At 62.1% G+C, this 20,858-nt stretch carries 23 protein-coding genes and 1 pseudogene; 19 read left to right on the forward strand and 5 right to left on the reverse strand.

The window, feature by feature from the left end:
• Nucleotides 1-58: 58 nt before the first annotated feature.
• The 9 genes from P0D80_RS03745 (at nucleotide 59) to P0D80_RS03785 (ending at nucleotide 8,313) form a co-directional block, all read left to right on the forward strand.
• On the forward strand, nucleotides 59-451 hold the full coding sequence (locus P0D80_RS03745; RefSeq protein ID WP_408281314.1) for a hypothetical protein: 393 nt from the start codon (nucleotides 59-61) through the stop codon (nucleotides 449-451).
• Nucleotides 445-993: a DUF1833 family protein gene (locus P0D80_RS03750; protein WP_408281317.1), complete on the forward strand. Its 549-nt coding sequence runs from the start codon at nucleotides 445-447 to the stop codon at nucleotides 991-993. The genes P0D80_RS03745 and P0D80_RS03750 overlap by 7 nt, the downstream gene beginning before the upstream one ends.
• Complete coding sequence (locus P0D80_RS03755; RefSeq protein WP_408281320.1) at nucleotides 990-1,382, forward strand: peptidoglycan endopeptidase; 393 nt, start codon at nucleotides 990-992, stop codon at nucleotides 1,380-1,382. The genes P0D80_RS03750 and P0D80_RS03755 overlap by 4 nt, the downstream gene beginning before the upstream one ends.
• 151 nt (nucleotides 1,383-1,533) lie before the next feature.
• Nucleotides 1,534-4,545, forward strand: coding sequence for a host specificity factor TipJ family phage tail protein (locus P0D80_RS03760; RefSeq protein ID WP_408281322.1), 3,012 nt, complete (start codon nucleotides 1,534-1,536; stop codon nucleotides 4,543-4,545).
• Between the two features lie 60 nt (nucleotides 4,546-4,605).
• Entirely contained in the window at nucleotides 4,606-6,735 is a 2,130-nt protein-coding gene (locus P0D80_RS03765; protein WP_408281324.1) for a hypothetical protein, read from the forward strand.
• A gap of 15 nt (nucleotides 6,736-6,750) precedes the next feature.
• Entirely contained in the window at nucleotides 6,751-6,999 is a 249-nt protein-coding gene (locus P0D80_RS03770; protein ID WP_408281326.1) for a hypothetical protein, read from the forward strand.
• Nucleotides 7,000-7,076: 77 nt separating this feature from the next.
• A complete protein-coding gene (locus P0D80_RS03775) occupies nucleotides 7,077-7,253 on the forward strand; it encodes a hypothetical protein (RefSeq protein WP_181156895.1) in 177 nt (58 codons plus the stop codon).
• On the forward strand, nucleotides 7,250-7,732 hold the full coding sequence (locus P0D80_RS03780) for a glycoside hydrolase family 108 protein (protein ID WP_408281329.1): 483 nt from the start codon (nucleotides 7,250-7,252) through the stop codon (nucleotides 7,730-7,732). The genes P0D80_RS03775 and P0D80_RS03780 overlap by 4 nt, the downstream gene beginning before the upstream one ends.
• Entirely contained in the window at nucleotides 7,729-8,313 is a 585-nt protein-coding gene (locus tag P0D80_RS03785; protein WP_408281331.1) for a hypothetical protein, read from the forward strand. Before P0D80_RS03780 ends, P0D80_RS03785 begins: the two co-directional genes overlap by 4 nt.
• Nucleotides 8,314-8,341: 28 nt before the next feature.
• On the opposite strand, the gene P0D80_RS03790 is transcribed toward P0D80_RS03785, so the two are convergent.
• Nucleotides 8,342-8,938: a hypothetical protein gene (locus P0D80_RS03790; protein ID WP_408281333.1), complete on the reverse strand. Its 597-nt coding sequence runs from the start codon at nucleotides 8,936-8,938 to the stop codon at nucleotides 8,342-8,344.
• Nucleotides 8,939-9,162: 224 nt separating this feature from the next.
• Here P0D80_RS03790 and P0D80_RS03795 point away from each other — a divergent pair, with 224 nt between their 5' ends.
• The gene (locus P0D80_RS03795; RefSeq protein ID WP_408281335.1) at nucleotides 9,163-9,513 is read left to right on the forward strand and encodes a hypothetical protein; all 351 of its coding nucleotides are present in this window, start codon (nucleotides 9,163-9,165) and stop codon (nucleotides 9,511-9,513) included.
• Nucleotides 9,514-9,658: 145 nt separating this feature from the next.
• Nucleotides 9,659-10,003: pseudogene (locus P0D80_RS03800) on the forward strand (winged helix-turn-helix domain-containing protein); the annotation flags it as partial.
• A 20-nt stretch (nucleotides 10,004-10,023) separates the two neighbouring features.
• Here the strand turns inward: P0D80_RS03800 and P0D80_RS03805 are convergent.
• Nucleotides 10,024-10,929 carry a dihydrodipicolinate synthase family protein gene (locus P0D80_RS03805; RefSeq protein WP_408281338.1) on the reverse strand — a complete coding sequence of 302 codons (906 nt, stop codon included), beginning with the start codon at nucleotides 10,927-10,929 and terminating at the stop codon, nucleotides 10,024-10,026.
• A 348-nt stretch (nucleotides 10,930-11,277) separates the two neighbouring features.
• Between P0D80_RS03805 and P0D80_RS03810 the strand changes: the two genes are divergently transcribed.
• From P0D80_RS03810 to P0D80_RS03835, 6 genes are all read left to right on the forward strand, one after another.
• Entirely contained in the window at nucleotides 11,278-12,234 is a 957-nt protein-coding gene (locus P0D80_RS03810) for a 4-hydroxyproline epimerase (protein ID WP_408281340.1), read from the forward strand.
• Nucleotides 12,231-13,358, forward strand: a complete 1,128-nt coding sequence (locus P0D80_RS03815; RefSeq protein WP_408281343.1) for an NAD(P)/FAD-dependent oxidoreductase — start codon at nucleotides 12,231-12,233, stop codon at nucleotides 13,356-13,358. Before P0D80_RS03810 ends, P0D80_RS03815 begins: the two co-directional genes overlap by 4 nt.
• Nucleotides 13,351-13,629: a (2Fe-2S)-binding protein gene (locus P0D80_RS03820; RefSeq protein ID WP_408281346.1), complete on the forward strand. Its 279-nt coding sequence runs from the start codon at nucleotides 13,351-13,353 to the stop codon at nucleotides 13,627-13,629. Before P0D80_RS03815 ends, P0D80_RS03820 begins: the two co-directional genes overlap by 8 nt.
• Complete coding sequence (locus P0D80_RS03825; protein ID WP_408281348.1) at nucleotides 13,626-14,915, forward strand: FAD-dependent oxidoreductase; 1,290 nt, start codon at nucleotides 13,626-13,628, stop codon at nucleotides 14,913-14,915. The genes P0D80_RS03820 and P0D80_RS03825 overlap by 4 nt, the downstream gene beginning before the upstream one ends.
• Nucleotides 14,916-15,134: 219 nt before the next feature.
• Nucleotides 15,135-15,902, forward strand: a complete 768-nt coding sequence (locus P0D80_RS03830) for an AraC family transcriptional regulator (RefSeq protein WP_132377679.1) — start codon at nucleotides 15,135-15,137, stop codon at nucleotides 15,900-15,902.
• Between the two features lie 10 nt (nucleotides 15,903-15,912).
• Nucleotides 15,913-16,242, forward strand: coding sequence for a hypothetical protein (locus P0D80_RS03835; protein WP_007177862.1), 330 nt, complete (start codon nucleotides 15,913-15,915; stop codon nucleotides 16,240-16,242).
• 111 nt (nucleotides 16,243-16,353) lie between these two features.
• On the opposite strand, the gene P0D80_RS03840 is transcribed toward P0D80_RS03835, so the two are convergent.
• The 3 genes from P0D80_RS03840 to P0D80_RS03850 all read right to left on the reverse strand — a co-directional run bounded on the left by P0D80_RS03840 (nucleotide 16,354) and on the right by P0D80_RS03850 (nucleotide 19,164).
• Complete coding sequence (locus tag P0D80_RS03840; protein WP_132377678.1) at nucleotides 16,354-16,614, reverse strand: hypothetical protein; 261 nt, start codon at nucleotides 16,612-16,614, stop codon at nucleotides 16,354-16,356.
• Nucleotides 16,615-16,759: 145 nt separating this feature from the next.
• Nucleotides 16,760-17,092: a hypothetical protein gene (locus P0D80_RS03845; RefSeq protein WP_408281351.1), complete on the reverse strand. Its 333-nt coding sequence runs from the start codon at nucleotides 17,090-17,092 to the stop codon at nucleotides 16,760-16,762.
• Nucleotides 17,093-17,280: 188 nt separating this feature from the next.
• Complete coding sequence (locus tag P0D80_RS03850) at nucleotides 17,281-19,164, reverse strand: bifunctional sugar phosphate isomerase/epimerase/4-hydroxyphenylpyruvate dioxygenase family protein (RefSeq protein WP_408281352.1); 1,884 nt, start codon at nucleotides 19,162-19,164, stop codon at nucleotides 17,281-17,283.
• A 322-nt stretch (nucleotides 19,165-19,486) separates the two neighbouring features.
• Between P0D80_RS03850 and aroQ the strand changes: the two genes are divergently transcribed.
• Nucleotides 19,487-19,942, forward strand: coding sequence for a type II 3-dehydroquinate dehydratase (gene aroQ, locus P0D80_RS03855; protein ID WP_342960393.1), 456 nt, complete (start codon nucleotides 19,487-19,489; stop codon nucleotides 19,940-19,942).
• Nucleotides 19,939-20,841, forward strand: a complete 903-nt coding sequence (locus P0D80_RS03860) for a shikimate dehydrogenase (protein ID WP_408281354.1) — start codon at nucleotides 19,939-19,941, stop codon at nucleotides 20,839-20,841. Before aroQ ends, P0D80_RS03860 begins: the two co-directional genes overlap by 4 nt.
• The last annotated feature ends 17 nt before the right edge of the window (nucleotides 20,842-20,858 follow it).

A 20,858-nucleotide genomic window follows, 5' to 3' on the forward strand; every position in this document is an offset into this window, starting at 1 on the left:
GGCACCCATGGCGTCAGGGTACTCGTATCAGCCTCAAGCGCCATTCATCCGCACTAACATGGATTCGGGGCTCGCCCGGCAGCGGCGCCGCTTCATCAGTATCCCGACGCAGGTTTCTGTAACGTGGACGCTCGATCAGGAGCAACTCGCGCTGTTCGAAGCATTCGTGCATTACGACCTAATTGATGGCTGCTCGTGGTATTCGGCGCAGATCATCAACGGGATGGACATGCAGAGCGTCAAGGCGCGGATGATTGGCGGATTCAAGGTCGACAACATCGAGCCGGGTGTATGGAAGGTATCGGCGACGCTTGAAACGGTGAACATGCCAGTGGCGACTCCGGACCAGTACATCGCGCTGCGGGACTTCGGCGAGGACGTTATGCACTCGGTATCGTCCGACCTGCATTCACTTATCCACGTCGATCTGCCGGGGCCGCTCGCATGGTGACGCTGTACCAGCAGGCGCTTAAGGAGGCGTACGCGGCCAATCCGGCCGATGACGTGGTACTCGACACGCTTGAGATCCGGCACCCGGCATTTGTCGACGACAACGGCAACGCTACGGCAATACGTATCGTGCGAGGGTATGACGATATTGTCGCGACGCTTGAGTCCGATGCGCCGCTCAATGCCGGTCAGGCAGTTACGTTCATCGGTGCGGCATTCAATTTCGTACTGCCCGGTTTCCAGGAGGGCCAGATACCGCAGTTACAGATCACGCTTGACAACGTGAGCCGTGAGATCACGGAACACCTAGAGCAGGCAATCGGACAACTAGCTCCAATCGAGGTCACGTATCGTCCTTATCTGTATTCGGATCTCAGCGGGCCGCAGATGGACCCGCCGATCAACATGCTGCTGACGAGCGTGACGGTCGATATTTTTCAGGTGACGGGCACGGCGACGCTGAACGACGTGCACAACTGGGGCTTCCCCACCACTGTTGGTGGCTATTACACAACCTCGAGGTTCCCGGGGCTCATGCGATGACGCCATCCGACATCAACCGATACATCGGCCTTCAGTGGGTATCGGGCGCACGCGGTCCAGATGCGTTCGATTGTTGGGGTCTACTTCGCCATGTGCAGGCCCAGCACTTTGGCAAGGCCATCCCGGACGTGGCGGAGTTTGGCGCGGTCGTGAGGGGCATGTACGAGGAGCGCATGAACTCGCGCGAATGGGAAATCGTTGGCCAGAGTTTCCATGGTGCAGGGGTGCTGATGCGCAGCGGAGATGACCCGCACGTCGGCGTGTGGCTCGATCTGGAGGGCGGCGGCGTCCTGCACTCCATGGAGCGAGTCGGCGTTATCTGGTCGCCGAAACGGGCGCTTCGCATGCTTGGGTTTTCAAAGCTAAAATTCTATCGATTTCATGTTTAACGCGACCCTCGTATATTGCCGAGATCCGTTCCGGCCGCAGCTTTCGCGCGAGATAGTTCCAATTCGACGCCGCATTCGTCTCGACACGTTACTTCGTCGTCAGGGCATGGTCTCTGGTCGCGGTCGGTCACTGAAGCGGCTGCACACTTTCGTGCCCGCGATCAACGGCAAGCCGGTTCTCGAGCGCGACTGGGGTTGTTCGATCCGTGATGGCGACGTTGTGACGATCGCGAGCATACCGAAAGGCGGTGGCGGCTCGAACCCGTTGCAAATCCTGCTGATGATCGTGGTGGTTGTCGTCTCGATTGTCGCGCCGTACGCTGCGCCAGCAGCTTGGGGAGTCGGCGCCGGAACAGTCGGCGGTGCGATGATCTCAGCCGGCGTCATGATGGCTGGGACGTTCCTCGTGAATGCGCTCGTGCCGCCGTCTCGCGCACCGAGTTCGCTGTCCAGTTCGCAAGCTAGTCCGACGTATACGATTGGCGCACAGGGCAACAATGCGCGGCTTCAAAACCCGATTCCCGTTCTGTACGGCCGCTATCGTGTGTATCCGGACTTCGCGAGCCAGCCATACATCGAGAACCACGGCAACGAGCAGTACCTGTATCAGTTGTTCTGCATCAGCCAGGGTGAAATCGACGTCGAAAAGGTGATGATCGGCGACACTGACATCTCATCTTACGGCGAAGCGCAGTACGAGATTATCCTGCCGGGCGGCGCAATGGCGCTATTTCCCGATAACGTGGTGACGAGCATCGATGTGACAGGGCTTGAGTTGCTCGGCGCGAACGAAAGACCGGCCGATGCTCCGGATACGTGGACAACATGGATGGGCCCGTACGTTTCGAACCCGGCGGCGACCGCCGCGAACTACCTCGGGATTGACGTCTCTTTGCCCAGCGGCCTGTTCCATGCGGATGACAACGGCAACCCCGCCAGCGCGTCGGTCCAGTATCAGGTGCAAGCCCAACTCATAAATGATGAAGGAACAGCGATCGGTGACTGGTTTGACCTGACGAAAACCACGATCACCATGGCAACGATTCAGCCGCAGTTAATCTCGAATCGCTATCTGGTGCCGACAGGCCGGTACCAGGTACGCGCTCAGCGCGTAGGCGACAAGAACCTTGACTCGCGCACCGCCAACACGATCCAGTGGTCGGGAATGCGGGCGTACCTGCCGAGCCAGCACTATTACGGCAACGTGACATTGCTTGCGATGATCATCAAGGCAACGAACAATCTGAACAGTTCGACTGCGAAGAAGATCAACGTCATTGCAACGCGCAAGTTGCCGATCTGGAATGGCTCGTCGTGGTCCGCACCGGCTGCGACGCGTAATCCAGCATGGGCTTTTGCCGACGTGATCCGCAACACGGAGTACGGGCGGGGGCTCGCGGATAGCCGGGTCAATCTGGATTCACTACTGACGCTCTCAAGGACGTGGGACTCGCGAGGTGACACGTTTGACGGTGTATTCGATACCGCGGCGACGCTTTGGGATGCGCTGACGCAAATAGCCAACGTCGGAAACTCGATGCCGGTGTACTACGCTGGCGTCATCGATCTGGTGCGCGATGAAGCGAAAAGCATTCGAACGGCGATGTTCTCGCCGAGCAATATCGCGGCTAACTCGTTGCAAATCCAATACGCGTTTCAGAGTTACGACACGCCTGACTATGTGATCGTCCAGTACACGGATGACGTGACATTTCAGCAGGCGGAGGTTTCGTGCGTGCTGACGGGCAGCACGCAAACGAAGCCTTCAACCATTCAATTGTTCGGCTGCACGAGTCGAGATCAGGCTTGGCGCTTTGGTATGCGGCTCGCGGCAGCAAATCGTGATCGCCGCCGCAATATCACACTGACTACTGAAATGGAGGGCTACATCCCGCGCTACGGCGATCTCGTGGCTGTCTCCCATGACGTGCCGGCGTGGGGGCTGTCCGGCGCAGTAGTGAGCTATGCAGGCGGCGTCGTAACGACATCTGAGCCGCTCGACTGGTCAGCTACCGGACAAACTTATTACATGGCCTTCCGCAAGCGCGACGGAGCCGCCGATGGCCCGTACATTGTGACGCAGGGTGCAGATGACTTTACGGCCGTCGTCGCGGGTGCGCCCGGGCTCTATATTTCGGACGGAAACAGCGAAGAACCGACGCAATACCAGTTCGGACCCGCCGAGCGCCACGGCCTCGACTGTCAGGTGATCAGCGTCAACCCGAAGGGAGACGGTCAGGTCGAACTGGTGATGGTGAACTACGCATCGTCGGTGCAGGAGGCCGAAACGACCGGCTCGGCACCGCCGCCACCGCCGGCATCGTTGCTTCCCGGCATTACTGATGCGCCAGTTGTGGCGTCGGTTGCGGTGATCGGCGCACCGACGAACGGGCTATCGGTCGTGTCTTGCGCACCGGCTGTCGGTGCTTCGTCGTACGAGTTCCAAGGTTCTCAGGACGGCGGGGCAACGTGGACGCCTCTTGGTGGAAGCTTGTCGCCATCGATCAACGCTAATCTAGGCGCTGGCGCCTGGCAGCTTCGTGCTCGGGGCATCGGCGCTTTGGCTGGATCATGGGCCTATTGGAGCGGCACTATTGCCGATGTCACCTATCCACCTGCAGCGCCTGCGCTGACGTTGCAAAATCCGCCGTTCACGGGCGGCACGATGCATATCAACATCTCGAACGCGAAGGGCGATTTTCGTCACGTGAAGGTTTTCACTGGTGGAACGTTGCGTGTTGAATATGACACTACCAATTATGTGATTGATTGGGATGCAGCGACTGCGCAAGCGAATAATGCTGTCTCGCCAACTGTCACGTTCAACGTAATGGAGAACAACGTCGTTGGGGAATCGACCGTAGCATCGCTGACCGTGACGAAGTCGGCGCCCCCGGCGCCAACCGGAACTTACTACTCCAGCGGCGACGGGACCGGCCTACTCCATATCAATGCCGTAACTACTCAAGACGTTGACCAGTATTTCATTCGCCAAGAAGCATCTGATGGGACGGCCATGTACCAGAACGCGTCACCCGGATCTGTCACGGTAACCGAGGGTGAAACGTACTACCTAAGTGTTACGGACCTGTGGGGTAACACTTCAGCATCGACACCGATAACACCAGAACCGTCCCCGCCCGATCCAGGCGATGGTCATTAACTAGGGCATCGATTATCTAGCCGCCTCCCGGGCAGTTTTTTTCATTTCTAGAGGTTCCGCATGAGTACATCCAGCAGTCAGTTATTGGCTGACGTTGCGCAACTGCATACCGACGCTGGGCTAATGCACCGGGTGGTACATGGCAGTGTTGCTGACACGGTGACGACCGAAGGGGGTGTTATCCCGACTGCAGCGAACGCGGTCAATACGCTGAAGGCATATAACATCCGTGGCGCGTGGGTGAGTGGCATGACATTAGAGATGAAGGATGTCTTCACCAATAACGGGATCGCGTATGTCGCCCTTTCGCCGGCACCCTATGTATCGACAGACGTTGCCGCCGACATTGCCGCCGGCCGCATTGGTGTGCATCAGGGCGCGACGGTCGAGGATCTGGCGAATCCAGACAAGGGCGTCAGGATGGTGGCGCACGCCGTCGACGATCGGGATCTGGCAAGTGCTGACGTCGGCAGGGGCGTAGCAATGGTCGCCCATGCCGTCGATGACCGGGTGCTCGCAGGAGACGGCGGGGCATCGCTCATCGGCTTCCTTGCGGCCGGTGATGGAGCGGTGCGGCAAATGCTTGCGGAGATTCTTAACGAGTCGGTAAGCGTCGCGAGCTACGAGGCCGACCCGGCCGGCGCCGCGGATTCCACCGCAGCGTTCAAGGCCGCAATCGCACGGGTTACCGCGCTGGTCACGGCACAGGGCAGTCCTTATCCTGCGCCGGTAATAGACGTGCCGCCTGGCGTCTACAAGCTTTCGGATACTTTGAACCTGCTGCCTTGGCACCGGGTCCGATCGAAAGGTGTCGTCCTGCTGGACTTCCGCACGATCGATGCGGCCAAGGACGGCATCGTCATGCGTAACGAACAGACGGCCATTGCGATGGGCGATGCGAAGTGGGCGTCGGTGGCCCCCTTCCTGGATGGCAGTGCCGGCTCAATTGTCGTGCTGGGACCGGGCAAGGCGACGTCAACCGGTTGGGGTCTCCGGATGGGTAACACGACGGCCGAATCCAGCGATATTCGCGACACCGGCGGCCGCAACGTGATTGTGACGGGCTGGCGTGGTGCATTGCGCTACGACCCGATCAATTTGTATCTGATCACGTGGGAACGCTGCCGTTTCGAGCAGAACGGCTCGGAAAACCTGTACGTAAGCAGCGCCACGCCAGTGGTCAATAGTGGCGAACGTATGATATTCAACGACTGCGTATTCGCTGCGGCTAACAATGCCGTTTATCACAACTGCGATGGCTACAGCTACGAATTCGGCGGCTGCTCGTTCGACTACCACGCGACGCCCTTCAAAATCGATGCGCTCGGGCGCTATTCGCGCTTTCTTTTCAAGGGTGGCCACTCCGAGGCATTCGACGGTCTGTGGTTCGATGCAATGGCGAGTGGCGAGCGCGTGGAATTGACGATGCAGGGTCACGAGATCCTGCCGACGCACTATGCCGACACCTCAGTGATTGCGTCGCCGCGCAGGCTCATCGACGGTAATGCGGCAAACCGTGTCCGACTGGCTGCATTTGGTACATCGCTCAGGTATCTATGGCGTCCGTATCTACCGGATACGCCCATCGTGGGCGATAACGTGCTGGTTCACGCACTGGACGGAACGATCCAGGAGGGCTGCTACGGGGTGCTCACGCGCTCACGCTCACTCATTCGTGACTACGACTTCCTGGCGAACGCGATAGGTACAAGCGCCGATGCACTGACGAACTGGACCCGTGATCCTGGTCTGACCGACGTCGATGTGCGCGACATACAGAGCACGCCATCACTCGGGCAGTCGCTGCATTTGCACGGCACGTCTGCCAATTCGACGATCACCCTTCATTCGAACGACAGCATTCCATGCAAACCGGGTGAAACGTATTGTCCGGGCTGCGATGTGTTCGCCAACGGTACGACGGGTGACCTGAACGTGCGGGTCTTCATGCGCTGTTACGACACCAGCGGAACCCAGGTTGGTGCCGACCTCGGTGCCACCTACAAGATGGCCGACGCCTACGCCGACCCGGTGTTGCCGAACCTTGCCGCAGGTCGGAACCGCGCGATGGGCATCGATCACCGGATCCAGACGATTCCGCCCTATGCCTCGAGCTTCAGGCTGTTCGTCACCGTCTCCAGCTTTGTCGGCGACGTCTATATCAGGAACGTCCGCGCATTTCGCGCTTAACCAAGGGAGAATCCCATGTTTCGATCCATCGAGGCCGCAATCATGCGTGCCATTCCGCAGGACAAGTGCCTGCACGTTATCGCAGGTGTGCTGGTGTTTGCCGTCGCACACCTCGCGACATGGCAGATCGGTATCGCCGTCGTGATCCTGGTCGGCATCGCCAAGGAAACGCTTGACCACTTTACTGGCGGTGATGTGTCGGGGTGGGACGTGGCCGCGACGGCCACGGGCGGACTGCTTGGGCTCGCCTGTTTCGCGATATAGCACGCTAACAAAGTAATTTTTCAGGCCGCCTTCGGGCGGTTTTTTATTGGGCTTTTGCCCTTGAACGGGGACTCACCATGCCGGTAGAAGGCCTGACGCAAGACGAAGTAAAGAACGCACTCAAGGAAGGCTTGACTGAGTGGCTCGACAAGCAGTTCGCGACGCTTGGCAAGTGGACGCTCGGCGGCGTCGCGTCGCTGGGGCTCGCTGCGCTGGCGTATGCATTTCTCCAAACAAGGGGGTTCAGCAAATGACCAGCTTTGACGACGCCTTCGATGCGCTGATCGGCAACGAGGGCGGCTATTCGAACAACGCTGCCGATCCTGGCGGCGAGACGATGTGGGGCGTAACGGCACGCGTCGCGCGCGCGAGTGGTTACGCTGGGGCGATGCGCGACCTGCCGCGCGACACCGCGAAGGCGATCGCAAAGAAGCTCTATTGGGATCCGCTGCGGCTCGACGAGTTCGACCCGCGCGTTGCGTTTCAGATCTTCGACGCAAATTACAACGGCGGCCACCCTGTGATCTGGATGCAGGGCGCCGCCGGCGCGAAGGTCGACGGACTGCTCGGGCCAGCCACGATCGCCGCGGTGCAGGCCGTCGACCCGCTCCGCTTCGTGCTTCGCTGGAACGCGCTGCGCCTAACCTATTTCACGTCGCTCAAGACCTGGCAGGATTTCGGCAAAGGCTGGGCGCGTCGCATCGCCAACAATCTCACAAAAGGAGCCGCATGATGCCGCTTATCCCTATCGCAATGGCGCTCGCCCAGTTCGCGCCGATGATCGCCGGTTGGCTCGGCGGGGTCAAGGCCGAAGACGTCGCCGGCAAGGTAGTCAGCATCGCGCAGGCCGTGACGGGCCAATCGGCACCCGACGCCGCGCTCGCCGCAGTCCAAGCCGACCCGGCCTTATCGCTTCAATTCCAGAAAGCGGTGCTCGATCAGCAGGCGCAGCTCGCGCAGATCGTCGCCGATGTTACGAAGGCGGAACTGGCCGCCGATACAGCCGATACCTTGGCGGTGAATCAGACGATGCAGGTCGAGGCAAAGGCTGACCACTGGCCGACTTATAGTTGGCGTCCGTTTGTCGGTTTCTGCTTTGGCGTACTGGGCGTGCAAGCTGGCCTGACGGTCGCGGTGTCGTATATCGGCGTGATGTTCTTCAGGGCCGACCCCGGAGTGTTGAGTTACCTGCCGGGGATGCTCGGAGCCGAGGCTGCAGTCATGGGCACGATGGCACCCGTGCTTGGGATCGCGAGCTACTTTCGCGGGAAGATGCAGGCCAATCCCGCTGTCGCCACAGACAACCGCGGATAGCGGCGAAATTGGCTCGTCCGTGTTGCACCTACGGCGTCAGGATCGCCTTGAAGGCGAGCCATCCGCCCGCAAAAAACGCGGTGAAAGAACCTATTCCAAGCAGCACTGCGACGATTGAGAACGCGTGGCCGCAAGTCCTCTCTCGTGACGGGACTGGCTTGTTGACGGCCTCGGCGTAACACCACTGAGATATATATCGGAAAGCCGTTGAAGTTCCGGCTAGGCCAGTGCCAACCATGAAGATCAAGAGCGCACCACCTATATGCGAAAGGATCGGGGAGCCGGGCCGCAAGTCGGATTTTGTAACCGCATTTCCGACGAACGCGAGCATCGCAACCGCCGCGCCACCGTTAATCAAGATCGCAGATTTCAATGCAGTCTGACCAGCCTCAGTCGTCGCCTTTAGCATCTCGGCAAACATACCGACTTGGGTCTTCCATACCTCCAGCCCGTGTGCACGTTGTTCTTCGGTGCTCGTATTAAGCCCGGCCTCACGCTGCGCGGCGTCCCGCAAAAGCAAATCCAAATAGTTCTTCAGGTTGACCGTTGGGATGGAGTTCTGGCCTGTTTTCTCAACGTCTTCGATTGCCGTTTTGAACTGCTGTAGAGCTTCAGATTCCTTCATTTTTTGTTCGCGACCTTTCTATAGACGATGTCTAATAGTAACCGTCGCAACTATGCCAGAAGCGGCTTGCAGCAGCTTGTTTTTTGAGCAGGCATTAGACAGTATTTTGCGCACCGCCAACAGTCTTGCAGGTTTGCGGTGAGTGAAACCCCGCATGGGGTGCATGTGGTCGGGGGTTCAAATCCTGAAGGATAATTATCGGGTCACCTGTCAATCGACCAATCATGTCGCAGAGGCTCAGTTTCGATGATGAAGCACGCACCGAGATGCTTTGCTACCTCGTGATAGGCGAGTTCGTGGCGATGGCGAGGACAGGTGAGTGGTTGAGGACCGATCACCTCGTCGAATCCGTGCGGATTTGGATGCAGGCAAACGGCGCGACGTGTGATTGGCAAGACCGCGTGGCGCTCGCACAAACTGCGGCTGAACTTGCACCGAATGTGCTCGCGTCACTTCAGCTCGCGACTGAGCAGTCACCGGCACAACTCTTTGTGGATGGCTGGATGCTCGACTATCGATCGCCGATCGTGTGCGAAGTCCATCGGATTTGTGCTGCCCGACTGAACTGCAGATAAGCCGTTTGGCCTGTTCAAAACCTCACGTAACTCTTTGATTTTATTGGGACGCTATAGGACGTTTTTGTACCTGAAAACCGATGCAAAAACCGATGCAAAAACCGATGCTATCTCATTGAATACGTTAAGACATCTCGCTTCACCGGGGATGTACCACTTCGACACGCACCGCCAACTCGTCATGCTGCGCGGCGAGCCGGTCCAGTTGTCCGGCACGCAGTACCGGCTGGCGTCGCTGTTCTTCTCCAACATCGGACGCGTGATGTCGCGCGATCACATCTTTGCGATGGTGTGGGGCCGCGAGTTCCGCGAATTCACCCGCACGATCGACAGTCACGTTTCGCGGCTGCGCCTTCTGCTCGAAATCGAGCCGCAAAACGAATTCCGGCTGCAGCCGGTTTATAAAAGCGGCTACCGGCTGCTGCATTTGCGTCAGGGCGCAGCCGCCGATATCGATGCGGATATCGATGTCGAGAAGAAAGCGGCCTGAAGTCAACCAGCCGCGTCAGATCAAATCTGCGGCAGCGCGGGGCGTGTTTCGAGCGCCTTGCGAATCAATGCTTCGACCGCCTTGCGTTCGTCGCCGGCCAGCGGCAGACGGGGCGGGCGCACCGGCTCCGTGCCCAGTCCGACGATCGCTTCGGCGAGCTTGATGTTCTGCACCAGCTTCGCCGATACGTCGAGCGCAAGCAGCGGCGCAAACCAGCGGTAGATCGCCCGCGCTTCCTCGAGGCGTCCCGCCTTCAGCAACTTGTAGATCACCACCGTCTCACGCGGAAACGCGCACACGAGACCGGCCACCCAGCCATGCGCGCCCATCAGGATCGCCTCCATCGCGAGATTGTCGACGCCGCAGAGAATCGCGAAACGGTCGCCGACCGCGTTGATCAGGTCGGTCACGCGCCGCACGTCGCCGCATGATTCCTTGATCGCGACAATCTTTTTCTCGTCGGCGATTTCCGCGAACATGTCGGGCGTCATGTCGACGCCGTAGGCGAGCGGATTGTTGTAGATCATCAGCGGCAGCGCGCTCGCGTCGGCGACGCTGCGGAAATGGTGCAGCGTCTCGCGGCGGTCCGACAGGTAACGCAGCCCCGGCAGCACCATGTAACCGGCCGCGCCATGACGGCTGCCCGCTTCGGCCTGACGGCAGGCGTCGAGCGTGCTGTTTTCGGCGATCGTCAACAGGACCGGAACGCGGCCGCGCGAGGCTTCGACGGCGACGTCGAGCACTTGCAGCTTTTCATCCAGCGAGAGCGTCGACGCTTCGCCCAGCGATCCGCACACGATGATGCCGTCCACACCCGCGTCGATCTGCGCCTCGATATTCTTGCCGGTCCACGCACGGTCTATGCTGAAATCCGCGTTGAATTTGGTGGTGATTGCGGGCAATACGCCTTCCCAGATATGCGCCACGACTGCTCTCCTGAGTGTGATGAGTTCAAGCGCAGTGTAAGCAGGGAAAATCCCGCCGTCTTGCGTGAATCACGCGTGGCGGATGACGATTTCAGCACAGTCGCTTTGCCCGTAGTATCGCCGGAACAAGGCGGATGGCCTATTTCAGGATAAAGGGCGAGGCGCGTCTAGAGCGCGTGACCGGCACGACGGCATGTGCTCGGGGTCATGCCCGTCGTGGGTCCAGCGCAGGTACACGGGCCGCGGTCTGGGCGGCGGCGTGAGGTCGCCCGGCATCGCGAAGCTATGCCGAAATCGTCACAATCCACGCGCAAGCACACCAAGACTCGACCGGCCGCGGTTTCTACCATGAGCATCATGAAAACCTTGGACATCATCGACTCGCACACCGGCGGTGAACCGACCCGCCTCGTGGTGTCGGGCGGCCCGGATCTCGGCGGCGGCACACTGGCGCAACGGCTCGACGTGTTCCGCACTCAGTTCGACGACTGGCGCGCGGGCATCGTCACCGAACCGCGCGGCTCGGACGTAGTGGTGGGCGCGCTGCTCTGCGAGCCGGACGACCCGACGTGCGCGGCCGGCGTGATCTTTTTCAACAACGTCGGCTATCTCGGCATGTGCGGGCACGGCACGATCGGCCTCGTCGTTTCGCTGGCGCACCTGGGACGGATCGGGCCGGGGCGTCATCGGATCGAGACGCCGGTCGGCATTGTCGAAGCGACGCTCAACGACGACGGCAGTGTCGCCGTGCGCAACGTGCCGGCGTATCGCTATCGCGAATCCGTGCGGGTGGACGTGCCGGGCCACGGCGTGTTGACTGGCGATATCGGCTGGGGTGGCAACTGGTTCTTTCTCGTCGCTGACCATGCGCGCGCCCTGGAGGCGTCGCGGATCGGCGAATTGACGGCGTTCAGCGGGGCGATTCGCGACGCGCTGATCGCGCAGCGCATCACCGGCGCGGATGGCGCGTTGATCGACCACATCGAGTTATTCGGACCCGGTTCGCGCGATGGCGTCGACAGCCGCAACTTCGTGCTCTGTCCCGGCAGTGCGTACGACCGCTCGCCGTGCGGCACCGGCACGAGCGCCAAGGTGGCCTGCCTCGCGGCCGACGGCAAACTGGCTGAAGGCGCGGTATGGCGGCAGGAGAGCATTATCGGCAGCGTGTTCGAGGCGAGCTATCGCCATGCCGGCGATGGCGTTCACGTGATTCCCACCATCAGCGGTCACGCGTACGTCACGGCAGAGGCGCGCCTGTGCTTCGACGAGCGCGATCCCTTCGCCTGGGGCATCCGCACGGCATGACGGCGGACGCGCTGATCGTCGGGGCGGGGATTGTCGGCGCGGCGTGCGCGGCGGAACTGGCGGCGCTCGGCATGCGCGTCGAGGTGCTCGACGCGCAGGGCATCGGCGGCGGCGCGACGGCGGCGGGCATGGGTCACATCGTCGTGATGAATGACTCGCCGGCGGAATTCGTGCTGAGCCGCTATTCACGAGACTTGTGGCTGGATCTCGCGCCGCAGCTGCGTCTACGCGACGCGTTCGCGCGCTGCGGCACGCTCTGGGTCGCCGCCGACGATGAGGAGTGGCAGGCCGCCCGTTCAATGCATGCCGCGTTCGAGGCTCAGGGCGTTGTCGCGCAATTGCTCGACGCGCCCGCGTTGCGGGCTTGCGAGCCGGCGCTGGCGGCGTCGATGGCGGGCGGTTTGCGGATCGAGCACGACAGCATCGTGTATGCGCCCACCGTCGCTGAATGGCTGCTGACGCGGTCGCCGGGCGCCGCGAATATCCGTGTGCGACTGGGCGCGACGGTGACGTCGGTTGAAGCGAGTGGTGTGACGCTTGCTGACGGCGAGCGTGTTGGCGCGGGGCAAGTCATCGTGGCCAATGGGTTGGGTGCGCAGCAATTGGTGCCGTCGCTGCCCTTGCAGCCGAAGAAAGGCCATCTGCTGATCACGGACCGCTATCCCGGACTGATCCGGCATCAACTGCTCGAGCTCGGGTACATCAAGAGCGCGCATCACGCGGTCGGCACCTCGGTGGCGTTCAACGCGCAACCGCGGCCCACGGGACAATTGCTGATCGGCTCGTCGCGCCAGTTCGACACCACAGATCCCACCGTCGAGATGCCTGTGCTCGCGCAGATGCTCCAACGTGCCGCGCATTATCTGCCGCTGCTGCCGACGCTCAACGGCATTCGCGCGTGGACCGGGTTTCGCGCGGCCTCGCCGGACGGCCTGCCGCTGATCGGTCCGGCCGGCGAATTTGCTCCCGGCGTATGGCTTGTCACCGGTCATGAGGGTTTGGGCGTGACGACATCGCTTGCCACCGCGAAGCTGCTTGCCGCGCAGATTGTAGGGACCCTCGCGCCGATTCCTGTCGAGCCTTATTTGCCGGTTCGTTTTGTTGAGAAGGTGATTGATGAGTAGCGCGAGCGCCACGACACGCGTCAGCTTGACGATCGACGGCCACCGTATCGATGTCGAAGCCGGCACAACCGTGGCCGCGGTGCTCGTCCTGGCTGGCGTTCACGGCACGCGCCTATCGGTGAGCGGCCAGCCTCGCGCCGCGCTGTGCGGCATGGGCGTGTGTCAGGAGTGTCGCGTGACGATCGACGGCCGGGCGCATGCGCTGGCGTGTCAGACTCTGTGCCGCGAAGGCCAGAACGTTCGTACCCAGGACGGGGCGGGCACGCGATGAGACAGCACTTCGACATTGTCATCGTCGGCGCCGGTCCCGCTGGTTTGAACGCCGCGTCCGCCGCCGCGCGCGCGGGCGCCTCGGTTGCGCTGCTCGACGACAATCCACGCGCGGGCGGCCAGATCTGGCGTCAAAGTCCGGGCCACGCGCCGCAGGCGCCGTTGCATAACCTCCTCACTGCGATCAGCGGGCACAGCACCATCACGCACTGGCCGTCGACTCGCGTGATCGCGCCGCTGGGTCCACGCGGCTTGCTGTTCGAATCGGCGGAGCACGGCGACGTCTGCGTCACCTATGAGCGCCTGATTCTTGCTACCGGCGCACGTGAGCGGCTTCTGCCGTTCGCCGGCTGGACCTTGCTCGGCGTGACCGGCGCAGGCGCGCTGCAGGCGCTCATCAAAGGCGGCATGCCGGTGGGTGGCGAGCGGATCGTGATTGCCGGCAGCGGGCCTTTGCTGATCGCGGCGCTCGCCACTGCGCGCGCGGCGGGGGCAAAGGTGGTGGCCGTGGTGGAGCAAGCTTCGGCGTTCGACGTCGCGCGTTTCGGCATCTCGCTACTGGCCGCGCCGGCCAAGTTGCGGCAAGCCGTCGGCATGACGCGCGGGTTCGCGGGCCTGCATTACTGGACCGGCAGCATCGTGGAAGAGGCGCAGGGCGACGGCCGAGTCGAGCGTGTCACCATCCGGCGCGGCCGCGACAGCAAACGCGTCACGCTCGATTGCGACCGCATCGCCTGCGGTTACGGACTCGTGCCGAACAGCACGCTGGCTCAGGCGCTCGGTTGCGCGATCAGTGAAGCGGGCGAGATCGTCGTCGACCACGAGCAGCGGACGTCTGTCGAGGGCGTATTCGCGGCGGGCGAGTGCACCGGCATCGGCGGCGCTGAACTGGCCGGCGTGGAAGGTGAGGTTGCCGGCCTCCTGGCAAGCGGTGGCGCCGCCGCGGACCATGCCGCCCTCGACGCGCAGCGCGCGCGCTGGCGCCGATTCGGCCGCCGCGTCGAAACCGCCTTCGCCCTGCGGGACGCCGCGCGCACACCGCCGCCCGATGCCACGCTGCTGTGCCGCTGCGAGGACGTGAGCATCGGCGAGGTGCGCGCCTTCGCCGACTGGCGCGAAGCCAAGCTCCACACCCGCTGCGGCATGGGCGCCTGCCAGGGACGAATCTGCGGGACGGCGGCGAACCTGTACTTCGGCTGGCAATCCGGCGCGCCGCGCCCGCCCTTCAGTCCAGCGCAAATCGGCACTTTGATGGCGGCGGTCGCGGAGCCGCCCCAGCTTGAATGACCCGTTCGCCGACAAGCCAGCGGATATTGTCGGCGGCGGCGCGGCCCTATAATCGACCGCACGGACCAGGCAACTGGCACGACGCTGCAAGCCCCGAGCGTCGGTCGTCAGGCGGCGACCGTCATCCGGCAACAGAGCAACCGTAACAACCCGACGCCGAAAAAACCGAACGCTCGCCCGACCACCCCCACCAACGCACGGACCAACGGAACCCGCACGATGAACACGCTGGCTCATCCGCTCGAACCGGACGACGCAACGCTGTCCGGCATGCTGTCGCACTTCAGGCTGCTCGAGCCGGTGTTCGACGCGATGCCGGACGTCGTGTTCTTCGTCAAGGACGCCGAGGCGCGTTACGCGCTGGTCAATCGCACGCTAGCGTCGCGTTGCGGCTTCAAAGAAAAGTCCGCGCTGCTCGGCCGGACCGCCGAGGACGTGTTCCCGCGCCGCTTCGGACGCATCTACACGGCGCAGGACAAGGCGATCATCAACGTCGGCAATCAGATGATCGATCAGTTGGAACTGCATCTGTATCCCGGCCGCCAGCCGGGCTGGTGTCTGACCTGCAAGCAGCCGCTGCGCGATCCCGCCGGCAAGGTGGTCGGCCTCGCCGGCATTTCCCGCGATCTGAAAGCGGACGAAAGCAGTCACCCGGCCTACAGCCGTCTCGCCGCGGTCGTTCAGTCCATCCAGGAAAATTACGTTCAGCCGTTGAATCTGAAGCAGCTTGCGGCCATGGCGGATATGTCCGTCGCGCAACTGGAGCGCTACTTTCACAAAGTGTTTCATCTGACGCCGCGTCAGGTGCTGCTGAAAACCCGGCTGGACGCCGCCACGGCGCTGCTGGTTTCGCACGACAAGGTCACCGACGTCGCCGCGCTGTGCGGCTACACCGACCACAGCGCGTTCACACGGCAATTCAAGGCGACAGTCGGCGTGACGCCGACCGAATACCGGATGCTGCTGCACGGTACTTCGCGGAGTTGAACCGCTGCACATGGCTCGTCGCAAGCATCATTACTACGTCTACGTCGTCGCGCTGGACGACAAGGTCTGGAACGAGGCGCGTTTTCGCCGCGCGAATCCGGACTACCGGTTCGACAAGCCTTGCGTGTATGTGGGAATGACGGGACTGGACCCGGATCTGCGCTTCGACCGGCATAAGGCCGGCATTCAGGCCAATCGCTATGTGCGCGATTACGGCTTGCGGCTCGTGCCCGAACTGTACGAGGTATTCAATCCCATGCCTTACCGCGGCGCACAGGACATGGAAGTGGAATTGGCGATTGGACTACGTGAAGCGGGGTACGGCGTGTGGCAGGCGTGAGCCGTGTGATGCGGCGTGGCGTTCGTCAAAGGATCCGGCCGGCGCTCGGCTGTTAAAAAAGGGCCCGAGACCTGTACGTGCGCGCCTTCGAACGCAATTGAACAGCGCGCGTTACTTCACGCCGAGGCCGCGCAGCACGGCGTTACCTTCAGGCGTCAAACGGATATGCGAAGCGCCGGCGTCGCCGGAAATCGTTTCGATCAGGCCGGCTTCGTGAAGCTGTGGAATCTCGGGTTTCGCGGACGCGTCGATCGGCGCGTGCAGCAACAGCAGCAACGTCGCCAGCTCGTGGTGGCTCAGCAGGCGGCGCAGGATGGTAGGCCGCTTGGCCGGCGCCGGTGCGTCGTTCGTGTTGTGATCGGGCTGGTTCATGGTCGCACCTTGTGCGGAATAGTGTCGGGTGGATGATGCGGACGAAGTCTTAAACGATTCTTAAGACACCATTGTCCTGTAACACCGTGACACGATGATTGCACCGGACCATGTTACCGATTGTCACACTTACGCCCGCAAACCCTTACGGGGCGCAGGTTTTGCCCGCCGATTCGATCCACAGGTTGCTCACGTGGCGCTTGCCCGCATAGAAACGGTAAGTCGTCGCGCCGTTGTCGCTACGCACCTTGACGATATTCGAGTCGCCGAAGTCGAGCATCTGGCCTTGCGGGATCGCCGTGGATTTGAACGCGGCGTCGTGGCTGGTGGCCAATTGCGTGAGGCACGCGACCACGTCGTTGACGGAGCGCTGCGTGTTGGTGTCCGTGACGGGCTCGCCGGCATCCGGATTCTTCTGGAAGTACGCGCAAGCGCTGAGGAGCAGGGGAACTGACAGGACTACGGCAAACTTCTTCATATCTCTCCTGGCGTTACATTCGGCTGACGATACGTGCGACGCCCGCACGTGCCACAGCCGCGCGGCATCGACCGCGAATCAGGCGACATTATATCGGCGCGGCGCGGCTACCCCGCCGATGACGCACACGCCGTGCCCGCCTAGCCGGAATCGCTGGACCCGAATTCGCCTGCGTGACGCGATGGTGCCTATTTGCGCCGCTGAGCCTGCGCGGCGAGCCGCACGGCAGCATTGGCCGCGCCATAGCCGTCGTAACCGCCGCGCCGCTCGACGATCTCCATGAAGAAGCGCTGGTCGAGCTGCTCCGTGTAAGCGTGGAAAAACTCGCCGCCGCGCTCATCGCGATCGTAGAGGATGTTATTGGCGCGCAATGCGTCGAGCGTGTCGTCCGGCAGCGCGTAGCGCGCGGCCAGATCCTCGTAGTAATTGCGCGGGATGCGCAGCACCGGCAAGCCGTCGGCGACGAACTCGGGAATCGCGCTGAAAATGTCGCTGGTGCTGAAGGCGACGTGGTTCAGACCTGAGCCGTGATAGGTATGCAGCGCCTCGGCCACCGCCGTGTGATGGTCCACGGAGGCATTCAGCACGATGCGCACCGAGCCGTCGTGGCTGCGCAGCGCGCGGCTGCGCACGAGGCCGTACGGATCGGGGACCAGCACGCCGGGCTCGGCCTGGAAGCCCAAAGCGGTCCGCAGAAACAGCACCCACGTATCCAGCGAATTCGCCGGCACCGACAGGCACACATGGTCGATGCGGCTGAGCGGCCCCACTTCGGTCGGGCCGTTGATGTCGGTGAGGACGAAATCGGCCTCGAACAAGGTGGGCTGATCCGGCCTTTCGTCGACGAAATAGTTCAGGCTGCTGTCCGGCGCCTGCACGGCGGGCAGCACACGCTCGTTCGGGCCGATTTGCCCGGAAAACGGCGCGTAGCCGAAGCCGGCGGCGCGCTCGAACGCCTGATTGGCGTCGTCCACGCGAAACGCCGACGCGCACAGCGACAAGCCATGCTGCTGGAAAAACGCGTTGGCGAACGAATCCGGCTCCGCGTTCAGCACGATCGAAGCCGCGCCGTGCTGATACAGCGTGACTTCTTTCGACCGATGCCGGCCAGCCTCGCGAAAGCGCAGTTTGCCGAGCCAGTCGACGAGTTGCGCGCGCGTGGTGTGGTCCACCGCGAACTCGAGAAACTGATAGCCGACGTGCGCGGGCGCCGCCGGCGAGCGGTAGAGGTCACCGACCGGCTGCTGCGTGCTTTCGAGCAGCGCGCGAGTCTGTTCCTCGAGGAACAGCAGCGAGCGATGACCGTCCGCGGCTGTGATGGTGGTGGGGGCGGCGCGAAAGCCGTCGTTGAAAATTTCCAGCGAAAGCGGCCCGCTGTAGCCCGTTTTCACGACCTGCGCCGTGAAATTGGCCAGATCGAAATCGCCTTGGCCCGGGAAGCAGCGATAGTGGCGGCTCCATTCGAGCACGTCCATGGCGAGCTTCGGCGCATCGGCAATCTGCACGAAGGCGATGCGGTCGCCCGGAATGTCGGCGATCGCGTCCACCGTGTCGTCGAGCGACAGCGTGTGAAAGCTGTCGAGCACGAGCCCGAGATTGGGATGATTCACGGCGTTCACGAGCTTCCACGCGTGCCGGTAGGTCTTCACGTGCTTGCCCCACGCGAGCGCTTCATAGCCCGCGAGCACGCCGGCCGCCTCAGCCGCGCGGGCCAGCGCGCCGAGCTGGTCGGTCATCAGCGCATCGTCGCCGATGGTGTCGGGCGAAACGTTGCTGCACACCAGAATGCGGTCTGTGCCCAGTTCATGCATGACGTCGAACTTACGCTTCGCGCGGTCGAGATTGCGCTCGAGGCGCTCCGGGCTGACACCGTCGAAATCGCGGAATGGCTGAAACAGCATGATTTTCAGCCCGAGATCTTCGGCGATGCGCCGCACGTCGGCGGGCGAGCCGTCGAAATACAGCAAATCGTTCTCGAAGATCTCGACGCCTTCGAAGCCCGCCGCCTGGATCGCGGTCAGCTTCTCGACGAGGGTTCCGCTGATCGACACGGTGGCAATCGAACGTTGCATGGACGGCTCCTGCTAAAACAATCAAACGGCTGTTGAATAGGGCGCGCAACGGCCGGGGCGCGCGACCGCTCGCAGATCCCGCTGGCTGGCATGCTGCAATGCGGAAAATGGACCAGTTCGTTACACGCATCGGCAAGAGGCAGGCCACAATCACCCACTGTAACCGAAGTTATCGACAGTTTATACAAACTAACTAGATGGTACAAATTCGTAGAAACCCCGAATGACGGCGGCGCTCAATGCGCGCACACTTCGCTCACGTTGCAAAACCACGGCGCTTGCCGTGGCTGGCTTCTTGCCTTACTTAGCAGGAGTGGTTGTCATGAGTTTTGCGTCAGTACTGGTCCTCAACGGACCGAACCTCAATCTGCTCGGCACGCGCGAGCCGACCATCTATGGCTCGGAAACGCTCGACGACGTCGCGAAGCTTTGCCGCGATGCGGGAGAGCGCCTGAATCTCGCGATCGACTTCTGCCAGTCGAATGCCGAACATCAACTGATCGACTGGCTGCACGCGGCGCGTACCAAGGTCGACGGCATCGTGATCAATCCGGCGGCCTACACGCATACGTCGGTGGCCATCGCCGACGCGCTTTCGGCAATCGAAAAGCCGGTCATCGAAGTGCATATTTCAAACGTGCATCGCCGCGAGGCGTTCCGGCATCACTCGTACGTGTCGGCCGTCGCGGACGCGATCATCATCGGTTGCGGCACGCAGGGCTATGTGTTGGCTTTGGAGCGGATGGCGACCATTCTTAAGGATAGGGCGGCGAAATGAACTCACAAGCGAACTCACAAGCGAACGTACAAACGAACTCACAGGCAACACCTCATTCCTATCTGGTCGGCCTGATCGGCGCGGGCATCAGCGGATCGCTGACGCCCGCGATGCACGAGGAAGAGGGCAGCAAGCTCGGTCTGCACTATGTGTACCGGCGTATCGATCTGGAAGCGCTGAAACTCGACGTCGCCTCGCTGCCCGATCTGCTGATGGCCGCCGAACGCATGGGCTACAACGGTCTGAACATCACGTACCCGTGCAAGCAGGCCGTCATTCCTCTGCTCGACGAACTGTCCGACGACGCGCGCGCACTCGGCGCGGTCAACACGGTGCTGTTCAAGGACGGCAAACGCATCGGTCACAACACGGATTGGTCAGGTTTCGCGCGTGCATTCCAGCGCGGTTTGCCGGACGTGTCGCTGGAGCGCGTCGTGCAGCTTGGCGCGGGCGGCGCCGGCGCGGCAGTCGCGCACGCGGCGCTGAACATGGGCGCGAAATCGCTCACGCTATTCGATGTGGACGCCACGCGCGCCGCGTCGCTCGCCGAGGAATTGCAGAAGCGCTTTCCAGGCGCCACCGTCAGCGCCGGAAGTTCGCTTGCCGAATCGCTCGCGGCCGCCAATGGCCTGATTCACGCGACGCCGACCGGCATGGCGAAATTGCCCGGCTTGCCGTTGCCGGTCGAATTGCTGCACCGCGATCTGTGGGTCTCGGACATCGTCTACTTCCCGATCCGCACCGCGCTTTTGCAGGCGGCGGAAGCGCTCGGCTGCCGCACGCTGAGCGGCGGCGGCATGGCGGTGTATCAGGCGGTCGACGCCATGCGCATTTTCACCGGTCTCGAACCGGACGCGGAACGGGTCTACACCCATTTTCAGTCGTTGTTGCAACGCTAACCGGTAGCGAGCCAACC

Origin of the sequence: Paraburkholderia sp. RL17-373-BIF-A (assembly GCF_046030175.1) — a bacterium.
In the GTDB taxonomy this organism is placed as follows: Bacteria; Pseudomonadota; Gammaproteobacteria; order Burkholderiales; family Burkholderiaceae; genus Paraburkholderia.